General features: G+C 49.1%; 14 protein-coding genes. 3 read left to right on the top strand and 11 right to left on the bottom strand.

From position 1 onward, the window contains the following. Positions 1-7: 7 nt before the first annotated feature. On the top strand, positions 8-1,459 hold the full coding sequence (locus tag BM200_RS00120) for an alpha-L-fucosidase (protein ID WP_091179945.1): 1,452 nt from the start codon (positions 8-10) through the stop codon (positions 1,457-1,459). 300 nt (positions 1,460-1,759) lie between these two features. Here BM200_RS00120 and sigK read toward each other — a convergent pair whose 3' ends face one another. Both sigK and BM200_RS00110 read right to left on the bottom strand, forming a co-directional pair. Continuing rightward, the gene (sigK, locus tag BM200_RS00115) at positions 1,760-2,311 is read right to left on the bottom strand and encodes an RNA polymerase sporulation sigma factor SigK (RefSeq protein ID WP_245772829.1); all 552 of its coding nucleotides are present in this window, start codon (positions 2,309-2,311) and stop codon (positions 1,760-1,762) included. 60 nt (positions 2,312-2,371) lie between these two features. Beyond that, positions 2,372-3,268 (bottom strand): phytanoyl-CoA dioxygenase family protein, encoded by an 897-nt coding sequence (locus tag BM200_RS00110; protein ID WP_091179942.1) that lies wholly within the window; start codon positions 3,266-3,268, stop codon positions 2,372-2,374. 215 nt (positions 3,269-3,483) lie between these two features. On the opposite strand from BM200_RS00110, the gene BM200_RS00105 reads away from it, so the two are divergent. Together BM200_RS00105 and BM200_RS00100 are read left to right on the top strand one after the other, a co-directional pair. Continuing rightward, positions 3,484-4,290, top strand: coding sequence for a sugar phosphate isomerase/epimerase family protein (locus BM200_RS00105; RefSeq protein ID WP_091179940.1), 807 nt, complete (start codon positions 3,484-3,486; stop codon positions 4,288-4,290). A gap of 35 nt (positions 4,291-4,325) precedes the next feature. Continuing rightward, positions 4,326-6,101, top strand: a complete 1,776-nt coding sequence (locus BM200_RS00100; protein WP_091179938.1) for a glycoside hydrolase family 35 protein — start codon at positions 4,326-4,328, stop codon at positions 6,099-6,101. A gap of 63 nt (positions 6,102-6,164) precedes the next feature. Here the strand turns inward: BM200_RS00100 and BM200_RS00095 are convergent, their stop codons facing one another. From BM200_RS00095 to BM200_RS00055, 9 genes are all read right to left on the bottom strand, one after another. Further along, complete coding sequence (locus BM200_RS00095; RefSeq protein ID WP_091179936.1) at positions 6,165-7,070, bottom strand: AraC family transcriptional regulator; 906 nt, start codon at positions 7,068-7,070, stop codon at positions 6,165-6,167. A 16-nt stretch (positions 7,071-7,086) separates the two neighbouring features. Beyond that, positions 7,087-8,343 (bottom strand): Gfo/Idh/MocA family protein, encoded by a 1,257-nt coding sequence (locus tag BM200_RS00090; protein WP_091179935.1) that lies wholly within the window; start codon positions 8,341-8,343, stop codon positions 7,087-7,089. 1 nt (position 8,344) lies between these two features. Then, the gene (locus BM200_RS00085; protein ID WP_091179933.1) at positions 8,345-10,966 is read right to left on the bottom strand and encodes a GH116 family glycosyl-hydrolase; all 2,622 of its coding nucleotides are present in this window, start codon (positions 10,964-10,966) and stop codon (positions 8,345-8,347) included. A gap of 24 nt (positions 10,967-10,990) precedes the next feature. Then, positions 10,991-11,875 (bottom strand): carbohydrate ABC transporter permease, encoded by an 885-nt coding sequence (locus BM200_RS00080; protein WP_091179930.1) that lies wholly within the window; start codon positions 11,873-11,875, stop codon positions 10,991-10,993. Between the two features lie 20 nt (positions 11,876-11,895). Further along, positions 11,896-12,786: an ABC transporter permease gene (locus BM200_RS00075; protein ID WP_091179928.1), complete on the bottom strand. Its 891-nt coding sequence runs from the start codon at positions 12,784-12,786 to the stop codon at positions 11,896-11,898. Between the two features lie 66 nt (positions 12,787-12,852). Continuing rightward, positions 12,853-14,523, bottom strand: coding sequence for an extracellular solute-binding protein (locus BM200_RS00070; RefSeq protein ID WP_091179926.1), 1,671 nt, complete (start codon positions 14,521-14,523; stop codon positions 12,853-12,855). Positions 14,524-14,620: 97 nt separating this feature from the next. Continuing rightward, positions 14,621-15,724: a response regulator transcription factor gene (locus BM200_RS00065; protein ID WP_091179924.1), complete on the bottom strand. Its 1,104-nt coding sequence runs from the start codon at positions 15,722-15,724 to the stop codon at positions 14,621-14,623. Then, positions 15,721-17,490: a sensor histidine kinase gene (locus BM200_RS00060; protein WP_091179921.1), complete on the bottom strand. Its 1,770-nt coding sequence runs from the start codon at positions 17,488-17,490 to the stop codon at positions 15,721-15,723. The genes BM200_RS00065 and BM200_RS00060 overlap by 4 nt, the downstream gene beginning before the upstream one ends. A 106-nt stretch (positions 17,491-17,596) precedes the next feature. Next, the gene (locus BM200_RS00055; RefSeq protein ID WP_175532683.1) at positions 17,597-23,506 is read right to left on the bottom strand and encodes a DUF4073 domain-containing protein; all 5,910 of its coding nucleotides are present in this window, start codon (positions 23,504-23,506) and stop codon (positions 17,597-17,599) included. Between the last annotated feature and the right edge of the window lie 68 nt (positions 23,507-23,574).

The following is a 23,574-nucleotide window of genomic DNA, read 5'->3' as shown; positions in this document are numbered from 1 at the left end:
ACCTATTATGACTGAACAAATCAAACATGCCGCGCAGATCGTGCCGTCAGCAAGACAATTGACTTGGCAAGAGCTTGAGTTCTATTCCTTTATTCATTTCGGGGTCAATACGTTTACGGATAAAGAATGGGGTCTTGGCGACGAGGAGCCCTCCATTTTTAATCCAACCGAATTTGACGCAAAGCAATGGGTTGAGGTATGCAAATCGGCAGGCATGAAAGGGCTGATCCTAACCTGCAAACATCATGACGGTTTCTGTCTATGGCCAAGCACATACACCGATCACTCGGTCAAGAACAGTCCGTGGCGAGACGGAGAAGGCGACTTAGTTAGAGAAGTAGCAGATGCATGCCGCGAACGCGGTCTGGCCTTTGGCGTTTATCTGTCGCCATGGGATCGGCATGATGAGCGTTACGGAACGGATGAGTATAACAACTACTTTAAGGATCAGCTTCGAGAGCTTCTCACCAACTATGGGGATGTCTTTTGTGTGTGGTTTGATGGCGCGTGCGGAGAAGGACCTAATGGCTTAAAGCAGATTTACGATTGGGACGGCTATTACAAGGTCATTCGAGAGCATCAGCCGAATGCGGTTATTTCCGTATGCGGCCCGGATGTTCGATGGTGCGGCAATGAAGCAGGCCATACCCGGGACTCGGAATGGAGCGTTGTTCCCGAAGAGCTTCAGGATTGCGAGAAAATTCAGGAGGATTCTCAGCACGTGGACGATGGCGAATTTTCGAAACGCTCTAATTCCCGCGACGAGAATCTGGGAAGCAGAGAAGCCATTAAAAGCAAAGATAAGCTTGTGTGGTATCCCGCTGAAGTTAATACGTCCATCCGGCCAGGCTGGTTCTACCACTCTGCCGAAGACGACAAGGTAAGAAGCCTTGAGGCCCTGCTCGATATTTATTACAAGTCTGTTGGAGGCAACTCTACATTTCTATTGAATTTACCTCCAGACCAACGAGGGCTTATCCATGAGAACGATGCCCATCGCATGGCGGAGCTTGGTCAAGTTATCAGAACGGTATTTCAACATAATCTTGCCTCCGGGGCTGTTGCAATCGCAAAGGAATCTCTCGATGAGGAGCACAACGCAATGCGCATGCTTGATGGCAACAAGGATTCCTACTGGTGTCCAATGGAAGGAACAGAACAGGTTGTTATTGACATTGACCTTGGGATCACCCAAACCTTTGATACAATCGTACTGCAAGAACATATTCGCTCCGGTCAACGTATTGAAAAACTTCGTATAGAGGTTCTGGAGGACGGAGGAGTATGGAAGCAGGTAGCTGGATGTACGATTGTGGGCTATAAACGTATCCTGACCTTTGCTGAGACCACGGCAAGACAGGTCAGACTGATTGTCGAGGAATCCCGCTGGTGTCCGACGATTTCCGTGTTTGAAGTGTATAGTAGCGCGGGACAGAAAAATAAGACAGCAATTGTGTAACGTTATAGACTATAGCAAACGCGGCAACCATAAACGATTATGGTGCCGCGTTTTTTTATTCATCGAGTTCATATTCTGAGGTTCACATTTTATTTCTGGTTCCCTTTTATAGGTCCCCTTATGATTAGCATTACCACACTTAGTTTTCATATGAACAATTGTTCCTGTTCAAGTTTATAATCTACATAACACAACAAATCTTATGACTGAAAATGCAAAGACAACTCTCATCCGAATACTGAAGAGAATTGTCCTTATTTGTTTAAATTAATTTTTTATAGCTAACTTAATTCCTTATTGTCACTTCTTCGCCTTATAAAACTCATGATACAGCTTCATGAGCGCCCTCTTCTCAATCCGCGACACATAGCTGCGGCTGATGCCAAGCTCTTTTGCAATTTCCCTTTGCGTTCGCTCATCCCCGCCATGATCCAGGCCGAACCGGCCGCGGATCACTTCCTGCTCCCGTTCGTCGAGGATATCGAGGTTGCGATATATCTTGCTCTTCTCAATCTTCAGCTGCACCCGGTCCACGACATCGTCGGCTTCCGTGCTGAGAATGTCGATCAGCGTAATTTCATTGCCTTCTTTGTCCATACCAATCGGGTCATGCAAGGATACATCCTTGCGCGTCTTCTTCAAAGAACGCAAATGCATAAGTATTTCGTTCTCAATACAGCGTGCAGCAAAAGTGGCCAGTTTTGTCCCCTTGCCAGTCTGGAAACTCTCGATCGCTTTAATTAGTCCAATCGTGCCGATCGAGATCAAATCCTCAAGATCTTCCCCTGTGCTGTCGAATTTTTTGACATTGTGAACACGAAACGATGTAAAAACCATACTAATCGCTGACATATTACTTGTAGCATTAAAAAAACAGACTTTTATTACAAGTCTGCTCTTCGCATTTATGCTCTAAATCTTCCATTCCTTACGAGCTTCCTCGATCGGTTTTGGCGTCTCCTTGCCCCACGCATAATGTCCCTTCGGCTTCACGCCAACCCAGCGCTCATCAACAGGCTCGGACTTCAACTGATAACGGGTATCCGAGCTTAGACGGTACCGGTTCGTTATGTTGTTCACCGATCCATGCAGCAGGAACATACCGAAGATAATGACGTCTCCTGCATCAAATGGAGCAGTAGCCCATCTTCCTCCGAATTTGTCCACACACTCGATCGGGTCCTTTGAGATCCAGCCCAACTCGACATTATCGCGGTCAACATCCATTTGACCATAAGTCGACTTCATATGCTCGAAATGCTGGGAGCCGAGGCAGATTGCCAGCGGTCCTTGCTCATAAGGAATATCGCCGAGCGGCGTCCACATCGTATAGACCTGCTTCGTTCCCCGGCCCATGTATACAATATCGTAATGCGCCCCCGTGAAGTCGCCATTGCCGACAGCCCGCGGCCATTTGTAATCATAAGTCATCGATTCCCCGCCGAACAGACGGTCAAAGAAGCGCATTACTTTTTCTTGCGTTACAAGCTTATAAAAGCCTTGCATATTCACGTCTTCGGAATTTACCGGACCGCCAAACATCGCACTCTTGCCGCCTGATGCAATGACGCCTTCTTCTACCGGGAAGTTCGGATCAAGTCTGCCCATATCATTCAGTTTCTGCAGAATACCATTACGTGCGCTGAGCACCTCTTCACGATCATGGAAACCGCGGATTAGCAAATAGCCATCTTCCTTCAAACGTGTACGCAGTGCTTCTACATTATCCAGAATGTCGTTGGCATCACGAAGCTCAGTCATATACTTGCTGCCCATTTCAAGTCTTGCATTTCCCATTGTCAGTTCCATTTCGTATTCCTCCAGTTCGAATGTGGTTACGAGCAAATCGTATCACGCTGTCCATCATCGAACCATTTCTGCAGGTATGGCTTTTTTATATAAATGTAGTCTGACCGTTCTAGTCCCACTGCAAGACATTTATGCAAAAAGACAAGACGATCGTAATAGCAGAGAGCCATCTCATAGTCTACGATTATATACATAAAGAAAGGAGAAGATTCGTAATGCGTCTTCAAATCTATAAATCGTTATGGGGAATGGAGCATCTGTCTTATGGGGAAAGCATCAGGCAAATCGCTGCCGCAGGCTACGAAGGTGTAGAAGCACCTGTCCCCCCTTCAGAGCATATCGAGGAATTTATGGAGATGCTGTATGAGCATAAGCTGAACTATATTGCACTAATCGCTTCTACCGGCCAATCCTTGAAGGAGCATATTGAAAGCTTCTCGAACGGAATCGAGCGTGCGGCGCTACTAAATCCCCTGCTCGTTATTTCTCACAGCGCGCGGGATTGTATGTCAGATGGGGATCAGGTGGCATTTTTCCGTGCCGCACTAAGTGAAGAAAAAGCCCACGGCGTCTCTGTTGGTCATGAGACTCATCGCCATCGTGCCATGTATACGCCTTGGAATACGGCAAGACTCCTTCAGAAGTTCCCAGACCTCCGGATCACGGCTGATTTCAGCCATTGGTGCTGTGTATGCGAGACGCTGCTCGAGGATCAGGCGGAAGCCATTGCGATCGCAAGTGAGCGAACCATTCATATACATGCCCGGGTCGGTTACGCACAGGGTCCACAAGTCCCTCATCCGGCGGCTCCAGAGTATGAGCAGGAGCTGCGAGCACATGAGACTTGGTGGAGACAGATTTTAGCGAAGCGGCAAGCTGCCGGGTACGCTCTCACGAGTGCAACGCCGGAATACGGTCCGCCGGGGTATATGCATACCCTTCCGTTCACCAGCCAGCCGGTCTCCGATCTGTGGGACACCTGCATCTGGATGAAGGATCGTCTGCGAACCTCATATAGTTAATTCCTATACACCAGATGAGAGAGGATGAAATCCTTATGACCTCCTTTTCAATTGAAGGACGAGATTTTATAATCAACGGCAAGAAGACACAGATCATTTCCGGTGCAATCCACTACTTCCGCGTCGTTCCTGAATATTGGAGAGATCGTCTGCTGAAGCTGAAAGCCTGTGGCTTCAACACGGTTGAAACCTATATCGCATGGAATATCCATGAACCTAAGCGGGGACAATTCAACTTCACAGGCATTGCCGATATCGTCCGGTTTATCGAGATTGCTGGAGAGCTTGACCTCCATGTAATCATCCGGCCTAGCCCGTATATTTGTGCGGAATGGGATTTCGGCGGGCTGCCTTCCTGGCTGCTCGCAGAGGATGGCATGAAGCTGCGCTGCTATTATCAGCCCTATTTGGACCGAGTGGATGCGTACTACGATGTATTAATGCCATTGCTGGTGCCGCATCTGCACACAAATGGCGGTCCGATTATCGCCATGCAGGTGGAGAACGAATACGGCAGCTATGGGAATGACAAGGCGTATTTAGCCTATATACGGGAAGGCATGATTAAACGGGGAATTAATGTTCTGCTCTTTACTTCGGATGGCCCTGAGGATCATATGCTGCAAGGGGGCATGCTGCCTTGCACGCTTCCAACGGCCAACTTCGGTTCTAAACCAGAGGAGGCGTTCGCCAAATTAAGCGAGTATGAGCCAGATCGACCCTTAATGTGCATGGAATATTGGAACGGCTGGTTCGATCACTGGGGTGAAGAGCATCATGTCCGGGGATTTGACGATGTGGCGGATGTACTGGACCGCATCTTGAAATCTGGAGCATCGGTCAACTTCTATATGTTCCAGGGCGGAACCAACTTCGGCTTCTATAACGGAGCCAATTACTTCACTTCATATGAGCCTACCGTCACGAGCTACGACTATAATGCACTGCTTAGCGAGTCCGGTGATATTACCGACAAGTATTTGGCTATTCGCAGCGTCATTTCGAAGTATGCCGATATTCCAGAGGGCATTATGCCTCCGTCTATTCCGAAGAAATCCTATGGTACGGTGCCGATGACCGGGCAGGCTAGATTGTTCGGCCAGCTTGAGGCCTTGTCGAAGCCCGTGAAGCGCGCCTACACGGAGACGATGGAGAAGCTCGGACAGGACTATGGCTTCGTACTCTATACGACGCATGTCAGCGGGCCTCGCCCGCTCAGTAAGGTGACTGTACAAGAAGTGCGCGATCGAGCCCTTGTGTACTTCAACGGCCATTATGAAGGCGTCATCGAACGGAATAAACATGAGCTGACTCTTGCGATTGGTGAAGGAGATATCGCTCTCGAGACGCCGCTTGAAGGAGCCTCCTTAAGTCTGCTTGTAGAGAATATGGGACGCATCAATTACGGATGGAAAATGCAGGATCCGAAGGGGATTACGGAAGGCGTCCGGATCGAGCGGCAATTCCTCTATGATTGGACCATGCACCCGCTGCCGCTTGATGACTTGTCGGGCATCGTATATTCCCCGCTGGAAACGGGAGCCGGCCTGCAGGAGGAGCCGACCTTCTATAGTGGAAGCTTCCACGTCGATCAGCCTGAGGATACGTTCTTGAACATGACGGGCTGGACGAAAGGCGTTGTCTTCGTCAATGGTTTCAACCTGGGCCGCTATTGGGAGATTGGACCGCAGGTTACGCTGTATGTACCTGCACCGCTTCTTCGCACAGGCGATAATGAGATCATCATCTTCGAGCTGCATGGCGCGAAGAATCTACAGGTTACCCTGCAAGACCATCCCGATCTTGGATAAACGACAGCAAAAAAAGATCAAAAGCCGGGCTTTCGCCCGGCCTTTGATCTTTTTTCATGCGGATCATTGCTCTCTCGCACGCTGCCGAAACCTGATCGGCGACATCCCCACCGCGGAACGGAAGGCTCTGCTGAAATGAGCGGAGGAGGAGAACCGCAAATGCAAGCCAATCTCCTCCATGCTCCAATCCATCGTGAGCAGCAGATTTTTCGCTTCACGAATGCGGGAGTTGTTCAAATACATGCTTGGCGATACACCATATACACTCTTGAAGCAATGATGTAAATGCGTTCGATGGACATTCAGCTGCTTGGCAATGTCATGCACGCGAATATCCTCCAGCAAATGCTCTTCGATATAACAGGAAGCCTCACGGGCCAGTCGAAGCTGTGACGGAGTGACCTGCCCATCGTATAGACTGCTGCTCATCTTCAGCAGCCTGTTCGCCAGCATGCCAACGATTTCGAGCAAGCGGGAATGAATTTCGAGCGTCCGAATGGAACGCTCAATCTGGAGCAAATAGGCCTCAGCACGCTGCTCAGACCGGCCGCCGGAAATACGCTGACGCGCCATCTGACTCAGGTCTTCGCCAAAGTCGCCCAAGAATCGCTGAATCCGGGCGAGCAGCACATTATTATCGTCAGACCGGAGAAGCGGATTGCCAGCAGCCTGGACAATCGAGTGAATATCAGACTGCTCCACATCAAAGTGAAAGTCGAAGAACAGGCAGTCCTCTCCGATCTCCGTCCGATGTATCATATCCGAACCGATCAGAATAATATCCCCTGGTGTCAGCACATACAGCTGCCCATTGATCCATTGCCGGATTTCCCCTTCCACACAGCACAGAAACTCGAAGTAGGGATGCCGATGACTGGGATACGACCAGCCCTTCGGCTGTCTGGCATACTCCATGCCGGGTATTCGAATTGCACTGTACATGGTCGGAAGATAGAAGGAATTATCCATGAGCTGTCCCTCCCGACTAGGCCAGCTGCAGCTTGAATTGGTCCAGCACGACCGGTATTCCGCCCTCAAGCCTCGATTGCTCTGCGGCAAAAGCCATCATATGGCTTCTGACGGATGCGGCTGCCGACGTCAGCCCTTCGCCCCCATTGTACTGCCTTACCTCCTGCACAAAGCTGCGCATGATGCCCTCATCACCGCCACCATGCCCTTCAGCGGAAATATGCACTTTAACTTGCTCCTCCCGCTTGCTGACAAAGTCATGCACCGTGAACATGTTCTTCTCCATGTAGCCGCGGATTTCACCTTTTGTCCCCATGATCTGAACCGTCCGGGAAATATCATGCGTGAAGCCGCACATGCTGAAGGTGGCTGTTGCACCTCCCTCGAACAATAGGTTCACGACCTGATGGTCGACGACATTATTGTCGCTGTGGTACACACATTTCCCATAGGGACCTTCCTGCAACGCTTTCAAGATGCCTTCCTTCGAGGGATCATTCGTAATTTTTCTCGCCCAGTTCCTGCCCTCACCCAAATAAAATCTTGGCGCCGAGAACGGACACTTCGCTTCAGCGGCACAACCGCTCAAGCAGCGGTCCGTCGAGCCTTCCGGCGCATTGCCCTCATGGAAATGCATAAGCGAGCCGAAGGAGCTTACACGCTCGCACGATTTGCCGATCAGATAAGAGATAATGTCCATATCATGACAGGATTTGGCCAGAATCATCGGACTTGAAACGGCCGAGTTGTTCCAGTTTCCTCTAACAAAGCTATGTGCCATATGACTGTACCCAACATTCTCGCTAAGCTGCAGAGAGACGATATCTCCAATCTTGCCTTCGTCAATTACCCTCTTGATCGATGACCAGAACGGAGTGTAACGCAGCACATGGCAGATCGAGAGGAGTCTCCCCTGCTTGGCTGCCTCCTCCTCCATCTCTATGCATTCCTTAGGGCTTGGCGACATCGGCTTCTCCAGCAGGATATGATAGCCAAGCGCCAAAGCTTTCATCGTTGGTTCATAATGCATGCGGTCCTGCGTACAGATTAAGGCCATATCCGCGAATTTCGGCTTTGCAAGTGCGTCTTCCCAAGTCGCATACATTTGAGAGACAGGAATATCGTGTCTTCTGGCCATTTCGCTTCTGCGATGCTCATCCGGCTCAGCCACCGCGACGAATTTCAGCTCATAAGGAAACCGCTCTGCATAAGACGCAAGAGAATCCATTCCCCGACTACCCGCTCCAAGCAGTATTGCTGTTACCGGCTTCATGTCACAGCTCCCCCTCATGTTGAGTACTAGTCAATTGAATAGTTAATGATGAATCCGAAGTCAATATCACCGGATAGGCAAGCGAGCAATCACCGTTCGATTCTTGCATGACCTCAATCGGATTGCCCGCGAATCCAGCTGCCTGCACGGAGCCCTCACTTAAGAAAGGCAAACGCAGCGTGCGGATGGATAAGCTGCCATAGAGCACGCTTAACTCGACCATCTCCGGCGTAATCGTAACTGTTCCCCAACCCGAATCCAGCGACCAGAATGCTGTAAAATGACCTTCCTCGGTTTGGACCGGATGAAATCCGATCATTCCCGCTGTCATATCGTACTCGAATCCGCTGAATGCAGGAAGCAGCGCATAGCTTGCCATTGAACGTGCATAATGACTGCCGCATTCGAATTCGTTCCACGGATTGCGCCGCTCTCCGTCGTACCGGAATCGAATCGCTCGTACAATCTCCATTCCTTCCTGCACCATGCCTTCTTGTATCATATGAACGGCTGCTTGATATTCGAAGCCGTTCATCGTTTCCTGATTGTAGGTAAGCGGAATTCTCGGCATCGACTCCGCATTAGGCCAGGAACAGATTATGACACCTGCTTCATCTCTTAAGCTGAACAGACGCCAAGCATTGAAATAATCGCCAACAGCCCGATAGTTATAGCTATAGATAGATTTCAATGCTTGCTTTGTTTGCACCGGATCGAAGATTTCGCCCAATCCGCTAAGATTCGCATGCCATTGTGCAACAACCTGATCAACCCCGCAGCCATCGCCGATTTGATACTTGATCTCTTGGGACTCCTCATTCCAGTACACATCTTCAATTTGGTTCTCATAGCCTTCTAGCAGAGATCGGTCCGTCAAATCGATTTGCTGCACATAATACTTCCCATTAAATAAGTGATTGTCCGTCCACTGCTTGCCTTTCGTGAATAACGCTGCGTATTCGTCTGCCTTCTCCGTGTAGCCTAAGACCTGCGCCATTTCGGAGCCGGCTTTAAGCGCCGCGAGATAGAAGCCGTTCAGCCAGGCATTAGGCCCGAAGAGCTCCATATCAAGCGTATGATGCTGGCGGCCCTCAAGCACGCCATCCTTATTTACATCCCACTTATGCTCATTGGTCTCTGCCCATGCATAATCAATAGATTTCATAACTGACGGCCATAGAGCTTGCAGCCATTCCGTATCCCCTGAGATTTTCCAATCCCGATAAACCTTGATGACACCTCCGAATTGACCGTCAGCGCAGGCAAACAACGGGTTCGGCTTGCCAAGCGGCAGCATCAGACGGAACGACATACGCCCGTCTTCACGCATGTTGTACGTATAATCCAGATTGCGCATCGATCTCTCCAGCTTCGGGAACAGGAACGGCAGCGCGTAGGCATAGTTCCACACATGCGTACAGGAGCCTTCGCAGCAGCCCGAATGCTCGATTGTCCCCTCGAATCCGTAGAAGGAACCATCCTCGAGACGCAGGCAGGTAGCGGTTTTCAAGGTCGAGATATTCGCCGAGATGGCTTCGACTGCTTCCCGCGGAATGCTGGAGGAGAACAGCGCCTCCTTGAACAGCAGCGTGTCTCCGTACAATCGCTCCCAATTCGTTAAGGCGTATGCACCGCTGCTGACGGAATCCTCGAATAAAGAGGCGTAATAGTTTTTCCAGATAGTCGGATGCTCGGGGTCGTAGTAGGGATCGTCCTTCGCGCCATAAACCTCCGTGCTCCAGTAATTGAAGCAATTCGGATAATTCCAAGTTATAACGAAACGCACCTTATTCGTCTGCCCAGGCTCAATCTCGACATGCGCAGCAAGCGAGCAGACATCCGTCCCCGTGAATTCCCGTTCGTATTGCCTATTCTTAAACCTTGCTGTTTCCGTAAAATCCCGCCAGAACATCTCCAAATTATCGCACCATAAACCTCGATACCAATATTCCTGATAGCTGACGTCTGGTGCATCGGTTGAGATGCTGATATCGCCGTGCTTGGGACTATCGGCATCATATTCATCCGCTCCCATCTGAATATGATGGAGTGTCCCCTCTTCCTTATAGCGGTTCCATCTAGTCGGGCTTGTATGCGGGTTTCCAACCGAAGCGCAGACTGTATAAGTAATTGTCTGATTCGACGTATTGGTCAGCTCGATTTCGAAGAAAGCCCCTGGAATACTCGAATCCTTATCATTAAGCGGGATAAACGGATTAAAGGCATGCAGCGCAACTTCGCCGGGAAAACGTTCATCCGCTAATTCCAGCTTCGCAAGAGGGAACTCTCCAGTAAAGACGCAATCGTTGAAGTGCGGAACGCCTGCCATGGTCGTCGAGTCCGGTCCAAAGCCGTAGCCGCTATGAGTGACGGTATGCCTCTCTCCCATATAGGATGGCAGCAGGTCCCCATTAAGCACACGGGCATCCAGCAGCTTCCCGTCTGCCTCCGCCTTAACGGCAAAGTGACTGAAGCTGTTCACGCTGCGTTTATTTGGCCGATTATATATCTCCCAATCTACGAGCCGTCCATTCCCTGCAAGTCCGATGCTGCCGCTCCCGATTCCGCCAAGCGGGAAGACGATTTCTTTCGTTTTTTCTCCTTTATAAACAAAGCTTGTCATTATTAACGCCCCTTCTCGACTGTTCTATTCTTTAACTGCACCTAATGTAATACCGTGTACGAAATACCGCTGTAAGAAAGGATAGATAACGAGTACGGGCAGCATTGTGACCACAATTTTTGCCGCATTTAACGTTTTGTTGGACAGCAGCGATAGGCTCTTCAGCCCCTCGGAGGAGATATCTGTCGTGTTAATATTGACGACAAGCTGCTGCACGTAGGACTGCAGCGGATAATGCTCCGGTCTATTCATCAGGATCAAGCCATCAAAGAATGCATTCCAATGGAACACGATGCTGAACAGCGTTACCGTCGCCATAACCGGAACCGACAGCGGCAAATAAATGTTCAGCAGCAAATACCATGGCCCAGCGCCATCGACCAGTCCCGCTTCTTCCAGCTCCTTCGGCAAGCCTCGGAAATAATTGATGACTAGAATAATGTTAAAGACCGGAACCGCATAGGGAAGAACCAGCGCCCAGATGGAATCCAGCATGCCATAGGATTTTATCGTCATATACCATGGGATTAGACCGCTGTTAAACAGCATAATCACGACCAGAAACCACATGATTATATTGCGGCCAGGGAAGAGTGAATTCTCTTTCGATAGCGGATAAGCCATCAACAGCGTTATAACAAAGCTGATAGTCGTCCCTAACAGGACACGCTCAATAGATACAAGAAAGGCCTTATAAAACTTATGATCGCTAACGATCTCATGATAAGCCGCCAGATTGAAGTCCACTGGCCACCATGTAACAAAGCCCCCTGCTACGGCACTGCTGTCGCTGAAGGAAACTGCCACCGTATACCATAAGGGATAAAGGGTTGATAGAGTTACTAGGCCCAATAGGAAGTAGATACACACATCTGCGGAAATCGAGCCGAATGATCGCGTCCTAACCATGATTCCATTCCTTCCTTCCACTAAAAGATGCGGTAATTCGCAAACTTAGATGCCAGCGTGTAAGAAATGCCGATAAGAATTAAACTGACAATCGACTTGAGCAAGCCTACGGCCGTTGCAAGTCCGTACTGGACATCCAGCAGACCTACGCGGTACACATAGGTATCGATAATATCGGAGGACGAGTATACGAGTGGATTATACATGTTGTAGATCTGATCGAAGCCAGCATTCAATACATTGCCCAGACTAAGCGTTGCCAGAAGCACAATGGTTGGCCTGATCCCGGGCAGTGTTATATGCCAGAGCTGTTCCCCTCTGCCCGCTCCATCAATCGCCGCAGCTTCGTAAAGAGAGGAATTAATGCCGGTAAGCGCTGCCAAATAAATAATGGTATTGAATCCGAATTCCTTCCACACATCGCTGGAGACAAGAATGGCAGGGAACCACGTATTACTTGCCAGGAACAAGACGGGCTCAAATCCAAAAGCACCAAAAAGTTGATTCACTAGCCCATGATACGAGAACATGTCCGTCAATATGCCTGCGAGGATGACCCAAGACAGAAAATGAGGCAGGTATACGACAGTCTGAACGAATCGCTTAAACGCCTTCTTCCGCACTTCATTCAGCAGCAGTGCAAACACGAGCGGCACAATGAGATTCGCGATAATTTTCATAACAGCCAAGCTGATCGTATTGATAAAGATGACCCTGCTGTCGGAAAGCTGGAACATATAGTTGAAGTTATCCAGTCCAACCCATTCGGAGCGCCATAGGCCAAGACCAGAGTTGAAGTCTTGAAAGGCGATGGCAACCCCGAGCATCGGAACGACAGAGAACAGGATGAGCAACACCAGTCCGGGAATAAGCATCAGGTAATAGTTCAAGATGAATGTCCGATTCTTCATTCTTCCTTCCCACTCCTTCATGTAGAACAATTAGCGCCAGGAGCCCCAGCGCTAATCGCATGCCTTCTATTCGTTCAACGCTTCCGTCACTTCTTTCGTAATCTCGTTACCGCCTTGGGCTTTGAAGTTCTTCACGAAGTCGTCAAAGGAATCCAAATCGGAACTGCCCATAATTATCTTGGTATATGCCTCGTTTTGCATCTTCAGCAGATTCGCCCATTTGGTTTCCATGGTCTTCGTTTGACCATAATACAGGCTGAATACTTTATTCATTGGCTTAAAGAGCTCTTGCCCGGAGACAATGTAGGAGAAGGCAGGTCCCCATTTGCCAAAGTCAATCTCAGGATTGTCCTTCGTCCTTAACCAATCCTCATACAGCGGCTTTTGGCTGCTGTTGAGCGTCGATACATCCGCGGCACCGCTGATCACGTCATTAATCGCTTTCGAATTACGCTCCACGTTATCCGCATACGTAGTAGCGCTCCGCATCGGCCAGTTCTGCAAGCCAACACCTGGGTCGAGCTTCACGGCTTCCTGATCCGCGTAAGTCTCTGCCGCAACCTGCAGATTAATATACTTCATGAGCGCTTCTGGATGCTTATAGCCTTTCTTCATAACGAAGAAGGCGCTGGTTGGCGATTGCACATGGGTATTAAACTTGCCCTCCGAATCAAGCGGTACCAGATATGGCTTCCAATTAGCAGCCGGATCGTTCTTCATCGAATCCGGCAGCGGATAATATCCCATCCACCAAGGAGCAAAGAATATACCGGACGTACCTGCTTTTACTAGCTCCAGGTTATCGCTGCGAAGAGCGAATTCTTTATCAATTAAGCCTTGCGCATACATGTCCCGTAACTTACCTAGTGCTTCCTTTGTCTCCTGTGTTATACCGCCGAATACAATATTGCCCGAGCTGTCCTTCAGCCAGTTGAGCGGGTAAGAGTGGAACGCCGCGAAGATTGGATCTAATCCGCCCATGGAATTGTTCATCTCGAATAATGGCTTGCTTCCTGTAAGGCCGGCAGTTCCCTTGCCGCTGGCATCCTTATCGATGAATGCTTTGGCGACTGCGGCGATATCATCTACCGTCTTCGGCGGCTGCAGACCCAGCTTATCCAGCCAATCCTGACGGATCCACATTAAATAAATCGAGTCTGCTAATGTCTGTGAATTCGGAATCGCCATCAATTTGCCATCAAACGTCGCTTGCTCCAGCCCGATTCCATCTGCAGAGTCATATATTTCTTTAATCTGTGGTGAGGCATAGTTCTTATAGACATCTGTCATGTCCTGTAATTGACCCGCTTCTACCAATTTCACCAGATCCGAATATTCTACGACCATGGCATCCGGAATATCGTTGCTTGCAATGGCCAGCTTCAGCTTCTGTTTATAAGCATCGCCTTGCGCCTGCCATACATGATCGAATTTAATATTCAGCTTTTCTTCCGTAAACCGTGTATATTGATTATTTTCCACCGTATCTCCGGCAGGGAGCGTCTTCTCTGCAGCCGGATCGATCCATTTGCCGATCGTAATCGTTACCGGCTCCGCATATTTGCCGAATGGATCTGCCGGCTCGCTTGGCGTTTCTTGCTTATTTGTATTTCCAGCATTAGAGGAGTTTGCTGTGTTTGTTCCGTTATTAGATCCGCCGTCATTCGACGCGCATCCTGATGCTAATGCCAAACATACCGTTAACATGACTGCCGTATTTCGTAAGCGCATATTCATCTTAATCCCCCATTATTTTTGTTTGGCTTTCTTGCATTATCGTATAGTAAAAAGGACCATCTGCGAGAGCAAAAATGGTCCTTTCCAGGTAGCTATTTCATTCGATAAATGATGAAGACTGCTCGATTCGGCCGATGGATGCCAGGATGTCGGACGATTTTAACCCTTTCATTCGAAACTCGCTTGGCAGCAGGTTGAATAGGGAGCGGAACACCTTGCTGAAATATTTCTCATTCGGATAGCCCGCTTTCTGCGATATTGCGTATACGGGCAGTGTCGTTTCCTCGAGCAGCTTCAGCGCGAATGCAAGACGAGTATTGCGCAAGTAGGTTTGGAAGGAAATACCGATGATCTCCTTGAAGCATTCACTGAAATAGCTTCGGCTTACGCCAACCTTCCGGGCCACCTCATCCAGATGAAGATCATCACTAAGATGCTCCTGAATATAATGAGCAGCACGAAGAATCGCTTCAATGATATCGATAGAGTACTGCATCAGCTTGCTTTCATTCCGGAACCAAGTACGCAAGGCATCCATATTCGCATGCCATTCTGCTATATTGGGAATGGCATGCGATGGCTTCTTGTGCTCTTCGGGCAGGATGGGATCAAGCTTGCCGAGCAGCTTCGTTCTTGTCTCCAGGAATGTGTCTAGCTGCAATCTATGCTGGTTGATATAATCCGTCAGTCTGGCATGCTGACTGTCGTTCCTGAGCCAATCTAACGGGATGAGCTCCTTCATAATCCGCGCCTGCACTTCTTCATTAACAGGCTGACGAGAAGCAGGCTCGCCTTGCGAAGGAATGAATCGCTGCTTCCATTCAAACTGAATCCGGCTCGTGATCCGCTCGAGCACTTCCTCCAGCTTCGCCTTTTCCAGCTGAATCTTGGCGATATAATCAATAGCCCCTAGACGCAGCGCTTCCTGAACCAATTCGAAATCCTGATGGTAAGACAAGACGACAATGAACATGTTCGGATACAGTTCTCGGACCTTCCGCATAAGATCGATTCCTGACAAGACGGGCATCGCCAGATCCGTAATGAGAAGCTCCACCTCATTGGACTTCAGAAACTCCAGAGCCTTCTCCCCATTATTCGCCTCTCCAACCACCTGTAACCCGAACTGCTTCCAAGGCAGTAAATTAATTAAGCCTGTCCGCGCCAAACGATCGTCATCCACTATAAGTACGCGCATCATTGGTTGTCGCCATCCTTCGTTGTATACATTCTAGGTATTCGAAGCGTTATGCAGGTTCCTTCCCCAAGCTCACTTGTCATTTGGAATGAGGCTAGTCCATTATATTGAGAATCAAATACGCGCTTCACATAGTAGACCCCGATTCCAAGACCAATCTTATTCTGTTCCTCTGAGTGCTTCTCAAGCAGGCTTGCTATCTTCTCCGACGTCATTCCGCGTCCGTTATCCCATATGCGAATGAACATATAGCCATCACCATCCGGCTCCGCGGTGACCTCCACTAGTCCGTTATTGTCTAAATCACCATGATAGAGGGAATTTTCCACTAGCGGCTGTAAAATAAACCGAGGCACCAGGCAGCAACGCAGCTCCTCCTCCACATGTATCGTGACGCTGAACTCGAAATCGTAGCGGATTTTTTGCAGGGTCAAATAATCTTTTAGCGCTTCCAACTCTTCTGTAATCGTCGTCTGCGGCCCCCTCTTGCCGAGGTTGTAATAGAGCAATTTGTTCAGCGAGGTGGCCACCATATCGATGTCCTCCTGCCCCTTCAAGCGTGCCAGCCACTGAATCGTATCCAGCGTGTTATGAATGAAATGCGGATTGATCTGGTAGAGCAGCTTCTCCACCTCGAAATCGGCCCGGCGCTTCTCTTTCAATTGATTCTCTTGAATCAATTCCTTCACCCTAACCCGCATCGCATCGAAATTCCTCATCATGACTTCAAATTCTACGAGCTCGAATCGGGACAATGGGGTATCAAAATCACTATTTTCAAGCCCCCGCATATCTTGATTCACTCTCTTAAGCGGAAAATATACCATTCGCCAAATCATCCAGGCAAATAAGGAGCACAGCAGCATGGAAAGGATGACAATAACCGCAAGCTGTTCGAACCAGCGCCTGACCTCCTGATGGTAGGTCGCCTTCGATACCAGATCGACCGCTTTCCAGCCTTGATTGCTCGCCGTCTCGAATACATAATAGCCGTTAGCTTCCTGAAGCTTCCCTGCCGAACCACTGTTTAGAATCGATCCAATCGGAAAATCAGTCTCGTTCTCGCTATAGGTGATACGATTTTCTCGATCGACGATAAGGTGGTAATCATTCATGCTGCTATCTTGGCCGGTTTGACTGATTTTATCCCACACCTTGTAGCCGGTTTCGAGATAGACATACACATTGTTCTGATCCGGCATGACAATCTTGCGAGCCACCGATAAGACTTGAACGTCGCTGTACTGCCTATTCGTCCGATGCGGACCGTAATAAGTAATCCCATTCAGCTCGACAAGCCTAGGAAGCTTCTCCAAGGAGAAATCCTCTCTCACGTTATAGCTTTGATAGAGCATCTGCTTCTTGTCTTCGAAATAATAAAAGTAAAGCCCAAGTGTCGGATTCGTACTGGAGATAATATTCAAATCCTGCAATATATCATTGTTAATCTGTGTTTTCGTATACAAGTCCTTTTCCTCAAGGAACAAGCTGAGCTTCTTCCCAATCCGGCCGTCATACGCAAGAATCTGGGACACATTATTAATGCTGGACAAAGTATTCTCTAGCGACATCTGGTACATATTCAAATTGTTCTGGATTCCCGTTCGGATGCGTTGATCCAGCAGCGGATATACGCTCTTATATGAGATTAAGATGACCATTAACAGCGGGATGAGGACGTTAAAGCTTAGTATAATAAATAGCCTGTTTTTTAACGTCTTCGGCCATAGGCTGGCAAGTAGATGCTGATATCTGCGCTTAACGTTCATAACCCCTCCTAGCTGTCCATCGCATTAACTATAACGCAAAATAATATGAAAATGAACCGCTGCTTTGCTTAAGGCATTGCAGCGATTCATCACTTTGTTATCACCCTTACTTCTTGCCGATCTCAATCGTAACGGTATGGCGAGTCGTCACTTTGCCGTCTGTTACGACGAAGGTGATCGTTGCCCCGGTCTTCACCTTCACCCAGCTGAATTCTCCTGTGGCTGCATTAAAGGTCGCGCCATCTGGAAGATTCTCTGCACTCAGTATAAGATGATCTCCTTCGTCGGCATCAGTCGCCTTAACTATCATCGTCACTACACCGTTCTTCTTCACTTTATAAGTGTCCGGAAGCTCAACAAATACTGGTGAGTGGTTATCCGAAGGCGCCGCAGCCTCAACATGGATGCTGACTTTGATCTCATCGGTCTCCACGCCATCTGTCGCCTGCACGGTGATGACATAATCACCGGCTGCCGCATCAGGCCACTCGAATACGCCGCTTACTTCATCAAAACTCGCACCCTGCGGCAAGCCTGAGGCCAGAAGCGTTATGGGATCTTGATCCACATCCGTGGCGTTTACTTGAAATGAGGCAGTCTCACCTGCTTGAACAGCAACAGGATCCACCTTTTGAATGATTGGAGCTTGGTTCGTAAATTGCAGTGTCTTAGCGAGTCCTTCCTTATACTCTTCTGTCGCTGCGACACGAACGGATACGGTATTGGTGCCTCCAAAGACAGGAGGTGCGTCGGAATGATACATCCGATATTCGCCCCCATCTACAGCGTACTCCATCGTGTCATCCGCACCAACAAGCACGTTGCTCTGATCATCAGCGAAGACGCTGATCTCAGGAGTTTCCATCGTGTACTCGAACATATCCAGTAAGACAAAGGTACCACTCGAGGCCGGATTCTTTGTTCCTTTGACAACGACTTTAATGGTATGCGGACCATTATTCAAATCTGTATTTTGATAAAGGACTTGCTGCCTGATCGAACCATTATAATAGGTATCTACATCAGCTGCAGCGAGCACGCCGTCTACATAAATATCCGCCATCCCTAGGTTGTATTGCTTGCCACCAATGACCTTAATAGAATTACCGGTGAAGGTGAATTCTGCATAGCTTTCGGCAGCATTGCTGTACCGCTCGGTACCTGCGTAATCCCGGCTGTCGCCCGTTGTTGTCCATGCTCCGGCAAAAGTAACTCCCGGCTCGCGGTCATCCACTTGAATCGGCGGGATCAGTCTTGATTTCAACGAAACCTCAAGTTGGAGCTCTTCTGTAACTCTATCAAGGCCATCCGTTACAGTAATAGGAATCGTATAGCTCCCCGCAGCCGCACGCGGCCAAATGAAGGCGCCGGTTGCCTCATTTAACAACGCTCCCGAAGGAAGCTGATCCGAGCTGAATGTCAGCTCATCCCCGTCAGTATCTGTGGCTTCTATGGCGATCGTCACCGTATCCATGGCATTCACTTGAAGCGGAGCTATCGCATGGATTACTGGAGCTTGATTCGTTGTAACATGAAGCTGAACGGAAATTTGTGCCATTCCCCCGCGTGTGTCTGTCGCCGTGATGTTTATCTGGTAGTCGCCGGCTTCGGCCTGCTGCCAATTAAACTTGCCGCTCGCGGCATCAAATTCCGAGCCTGCAGGCAAGCCTGAAGTGCTGAAGGTGATGGCCTCCGCATCTGGATCGCTCGCTTGTACCGTGAAGGCAACAGAATCTCCGGTTTTCCCCTGGATATCAGGTATGGCCGTAATTACCGGATTGCGGTTCGTCCCCAGCGTAACTTCGATTGGAACATCCAGCTCAGCCGTATTCCCGCCGGTGTCCTCCGCCGTAAAGGTTACCTTATAGCTTCCTGCTGCAGTTGGCCGCCAAGTAAATCGGCCTGTTGCGGCATCAAACGCAGCTCCATCCGGTAAAGCTGAGTAATGAAGCGTAACGGCTTCCTCTTCAATGTCATGAGCACGTACGGTAAACGTCCCTTCATCACCAACATTCCATTGAACGGCAGCGACTGGAGAGAAGACCGGTGCACCGTTGGTAAAATGTACAGTTGCTGCAAGACCAGCGGGGTTAAGCTCATTCGCCGCTGTTCGAACGTATACGATCTGATCTCCATCAAAGGTCGGTTTCTTATCAAACAAGTACTTCGAATAACTGCCTTCATCCACCGCATATTCCATCGATTCATCCGCTCCAACAAGGACATTGTTGACATCGTAAGTCGTAATAACCGGTGCCGGTACAGCAGGCGTATACTGAATGGCATCTGCAAGGATATAAGCATCGTTTGCTGAAGGATTCTTGGTTCCTTTCACGACTACCTTGATCGTATGAGGTCCGCTTGGCAAGCCCGATTTCTCGAACAGCACCTGCTCCTTAATCGTTACAGGCGCATAGCTGTCTATATCCTGCTGCTGCAAGACCCCGTCTATATAGACGTCCAACAAGCCTGCATTGGTCTGCTTCGCACCGATAAACTTTACTTCATTGCCCGTAAAGGCAAATTCGAGATAGCTCCCTGTCGTGTTGCTGTACTTCTCGGTGCCCTGATAATTCCCGGCATCGGTGCCATTCGTCCAACCCGCACTAAAGTTCACCGAAGGGTCACGCTCATCAATCTTGATTGGCACTGCCGCAGCTGCTTTCTTCATGACGTAGACATGCAGGACCCCGTTGCTCGATAATTTCGAATCCGTTGCTTCAATAGTAATGGCATATTCACCACTCTCGTTCTCAGCAGGCGTCCACGTCAATTGTCCGCTGATTGCATCAAGAACTGCACCGGTTGGGAGATTCATCGAACGATAGGTAACCGTATCGTTGTCGGCATCATCCGCGCTGACCGTCATTGTCAATGTCGTCCCTGCCGTTCCTTTCCATGCAGGCAGCTCATGCAGCGTCGGCGCGCTGTTCGTGAAGCGAATGCTAGCGGAAGCACTGGCTTCGTTAACCGAATTGGCCGCTATACGCACTTGAACCATCTGATCACCCGGGAACAGAGGAGGATTAACGGGATCATATTTCGTGTAGGCTTCGCCATCCATGGAATATTCCATTGTGTGATCTGCGCCGAGGAGAATATTATTTACATCATCTGCGATAACACCGCCCGGCGCAGGAATCTGCGTCGAATATAGAAAAGCATCAAGCACGACATAACGATCTGCTGCCGATGGATTTTTCGTCCCCTTCACTACAACTTTGATCGTATGCTCTTCATTCGATAGGCCGGACTTCTGATAGATGATCACTTGCTTTTGCGTCGTTGGCGCATAGCCATCAATATCTTCGGCATCCAATACGCCATCGATGTACACATCCATCTTGCCCGCATTGCTTTGCTTCGCAGCCATCACCTTAATCACATTGCCTGTGAAGGAAAGCAGCGCATAATTGCCTGCAACATTGCTGTACTTCTCTGTTCCTGCATAAGTCGCTCCGCTGCCCGCTCCCCAGCTCCCGCTGTACGTAATCGATGGGTCGCGATCATCTACCATTACGGTTGGAGCGGATGCAACCGGCTCAGGCTGAGGTGTCAGCGTGGAGACGATGTTATACGTCCTTCCCGCTTCTGTAGGGAACACGATCGTATTACCGTCTGCCTCGTAGTCTACAGGTGTGCCGTCCACGGTTACTGTGAGCTTATCCGGGCTAAGGAATATATCATTTCTAAGTTTTACATTGTTTCCTTGATTCGAAGTGATGGCCGCTTGCTGGAGCACCTTCCCCTTCCATTTCATATCGACATCAAATGCCCCGCGTGCAACAAGCCCCTTCACTTCACCGGAATACCAGGCATCGGGAACAGCCGGCAGCAGATCCATGATTCCGGTATGACTCTGCAGCAGCATCTCTGCAATGCCGGAAGTTGCGCCAAAGTTGCCATCGATTTGGAAAGGCGGACCCATATCCAATAAATTGTTGTAAGTACTGCTGGTGAGCTGGCCCTGAAGAATCGTTAAAGCATGGTTCCCATCCAGCGCGCGCGCCCATAAGTTCAGTTTATTAGCACGGCTCCAGCCCGTCGATTCATCTCCGCGCTGCGTAAGTGTTACTTTAGCAGCCTCGAATAACTCAGGCGTTGTATCCTGGTTAATCAAACTTCCAGGATAAAGCCCCACCAGATGTGAAATATGGCGGTGCTGATCCGTCGGATCGTCGATATCCTGTTTCCACTCCTGCAGTTGTCCATACTTGCCTACCTTGGGCATTGACAACTTGCTGCGCTTTTCAATTAGATCATTACGAAAATCATGGTCTACTCCTAGAACTTCACTAGCTTGAATGACATCAGTAAACAACTGCCAGATTAACTCCTGCTCATAGTTTGTACCCACCGTAAGGGGCCCGTGTTCCGGAGAGTAAGACGGGGAGGATACTAATGTACCATCCTTATCCTTAATTAGAGTCTTGGTCCAGAACTCTGCTGCTTCTTTCATAATCGGGTAGATCCTATCTCTTAACACCTCGGTATTGCCTGTGAACTGATACTTCTCCCATAATTGCAAGGAGAGAAAAGCACCGCCTACGGAATGCCAGCCCCATGTGCCGATATCCCATCCTGGAGCTGTGTAACCGAAAATATTGCTCATCGTATGAACCGTCCATCCCGTGCCTGTAATGCCATAATACATCTTAGCCATGACGTTGCCCGGCTCACGTAAGGAATTTACATAGTCAACGTAAGGTTCTGCTGTTTCACTCAGATTTGTAACTTCAGACGGCCAGTAGTTCATTTCCAAATTAATGTTCGCATGATAATCGGAACCCCAAGCCGGAGTAAGCGAATCGTTCCACTTGCCCTGCAAATTCGCTGGTAATGTCCCGGGACGTGATGATGCAATAAGAAGATATCTGCCATACTGGAAAAATAAAGCCTCTAAAGCCCCGTTCCGTTTCCCTCTATACTGATTAAGCAGCACATCCGTCGGAACCTTCGCGGTATCATTATTGATGTTCAAGGACACCCGGCCGAATAATTCCTTGTAGTCAGCCAAATGAGCCAAACGCAATTGTTCATACGTCTTGCTTGCTGCAGCCGATAAGTAAGAAGTCACCTTCGGATGAGGGTCTGTTCCTTGATAATCCGGATAATGATTGGCATAGTCCGTAGCTGCAGACATAAGAATCGTCACAGATGTCGCATTAGCTACCGTCAATTGATTGGTGCCTGCTGATACAATGCCATCGTCATTCTGCACGAGCAGTTGGGATTCGTATGCCATATTGTTATCATACAAAGTGCCGTTCATTGTTATCTTATTGCCGTCTGCTGTTATGACAGGCTTACTCAGCAAATGAGGACTTGTAACCCTCACTCGGAAATTAAGTCGATTCGGCTCACTGCTCGTTAATCGCATCGCCATAACATGATCAGGATAGCTCATGAAATATTCGCGCTTATACGTCACGCCGCCTTGCTTATACATCACTCTTGCTATGCCGTCCTCAAGATCAAGCTCACGCCTATAGTCTTGAACAGTGACCGCTGATGGTAAGACGTTATCAAGATATATATCTCCGAAGGATTGATACCCTCCAAATTCGGGATAGTCTTCTAATGTACCGGTTAAGTATTGCTCTGCAATAGCCCTTGCGCCCGCTTCATCACCAGCTGCCAGCTTCGCCTGTACATCTGCTAGATGGCTTGCAGCACCTGGTCTGTTCCCGTCCCTGCCATCTCCAGCCTTAGAGCGCGGACCGCCGGTCCAGAGGGATTCTTCGTTAAACTGAATATGCTCTTGATCAACTCCGCCAAAGATCATGGCTCCCATATAGCCGTTACCAATCGGAAGCGCATTCGTTTCCCAATTGTCTGCCGGCTTCTGATACCACAAAGACATGGCATGCTCTGGCGCCGCTGCTGCACCGGTATAGGTGACCGTTGTCGCAGCATCAGCTTTGCCGATTGGTGTCAGTACCGACAGATTCCCTGTCAGGCTCCAAATCATTGCCGCACTACAAATAATCGCTAATCTCTTCGTACTCTTAGCCATCGACATTACCTCTCCATCTTATGGAATGAATGACCTCATTAAGATGACTGAGCCTAGTAACCTAAGAT

The sequence above is a fragment of the Paenibacillus catalpae genome (assembly GCF_900112695.1).
Lineage (GTDB): Bacteria > Bacillota > Bacilli > Paenibacillales > Paenibacillaceae > Pristimantibacillus > Pristimantibacillus catalpae.
Note: the sequence above shows the minus strand (reverse complement) of the source record. Positions and strands in the feature narration are given on the sequence as shown.

Excerpts from the sequence above, each read along its gene's own strand:
- BM200_RS00090 (WP_091179935.1), bottom strand. The coding sequence starts at position 8,343 with ATGAAGCCGGTAACAGCAATACTGCTTGGAGCGGGTAGTCGGGGAATG.
- BM200_RS00080 (WP_091179930.1), bottom strand. The coding sequence starts at position 11,875 with ATGGTTAGGACGCGATCATTCGGCTCGATTTCCGCAGATGTGTGTATC.
- BM200_RS00120 (WP_091179945.1), top strand. The coding sequence starts at position 8 with ATGACTGAACAAATCAAACATGCCGCGCAGATCGTGCCGTCAGCAAGA.
- BM200_RS00095 (WP_091179936.1), bottom strand. The coding sequence starts at position 7,070 with ATGGATAATTCCTTCTATCTTCCGACCATGTACAGTGCAATTCGAATA.
- BM200_RS00075 (WP_091179928.1), bottom strand. The coding sequence starts at position 12,786 with ATGAAGAATCGGACATTCATCTTGAACTATTACCTGATGCTTATTCCC.
- sigK (WP_245772829.1), bottom strand. The coding sequence starts at position 2,311 with ATGTCAGCGATTAGTATGGTTTTTACATCGTTTCGTGTTCACAATGTC.
- BM200_RS00085 (WP_091179933.1), bottom strand. The coding sequence starts at position 10,966 with ATGACAAGCTTTGTTTATAAAGGAGAAAAAACGAAAGAAATCGTCTTC.
- BM200_RS00110 (WP_091179942.1), bottom strand. The coding sequence starts at position 3,268 with ATGGAACTGACAATGGGAAATGCAAGACTTGAAATGGGCAGCAAGTAT.
- BM200_RS00100 (WP_091179938.1), top strand. The coding sequence starts at position 4,326 with ATGACCTCCTTTTCAATTGAAGGACGAGATTTTATAATCAACGGCAAG.
- BM200_RS00060 (WP_091179921.1), bottom strand. The coding sequence starts at position 17,490 with ATGAACGTTAAGCGCAGATATCAGCATCTACTTGCCAGCCTATGGCCG.
- BM200_RS00070 (WP_091179926.1), bottom strand. The coding sequence starts at position 14,523 with ATGAATATGCGCTTACGAAATACGGCAGTCATGTTAACGGTATGTTTG.
- BM200_RS00065 (WP_091179924.1), bottom strand. The coding sequence starts at position 15,724 with ATGATGCGCGTACTTATAGTGGATGACGATCGTTTGGCGCGGACAGGC.
- BM200_RS00105 (WP_091179940.1), top strand. The coding sequence starts at position 3,484 with ATGCGTCTTCAAATCTATAAATCGTTATGGGGAATGGAGCATCTGTCT.
- BM200_RS00055 (WP_175532683.1), bottom strand. The coding sequence starts at position 23,506 with ATGGCTAAGAGTACGAAGAGATTAGCGATTATTTGTAGTGCGGCAATG.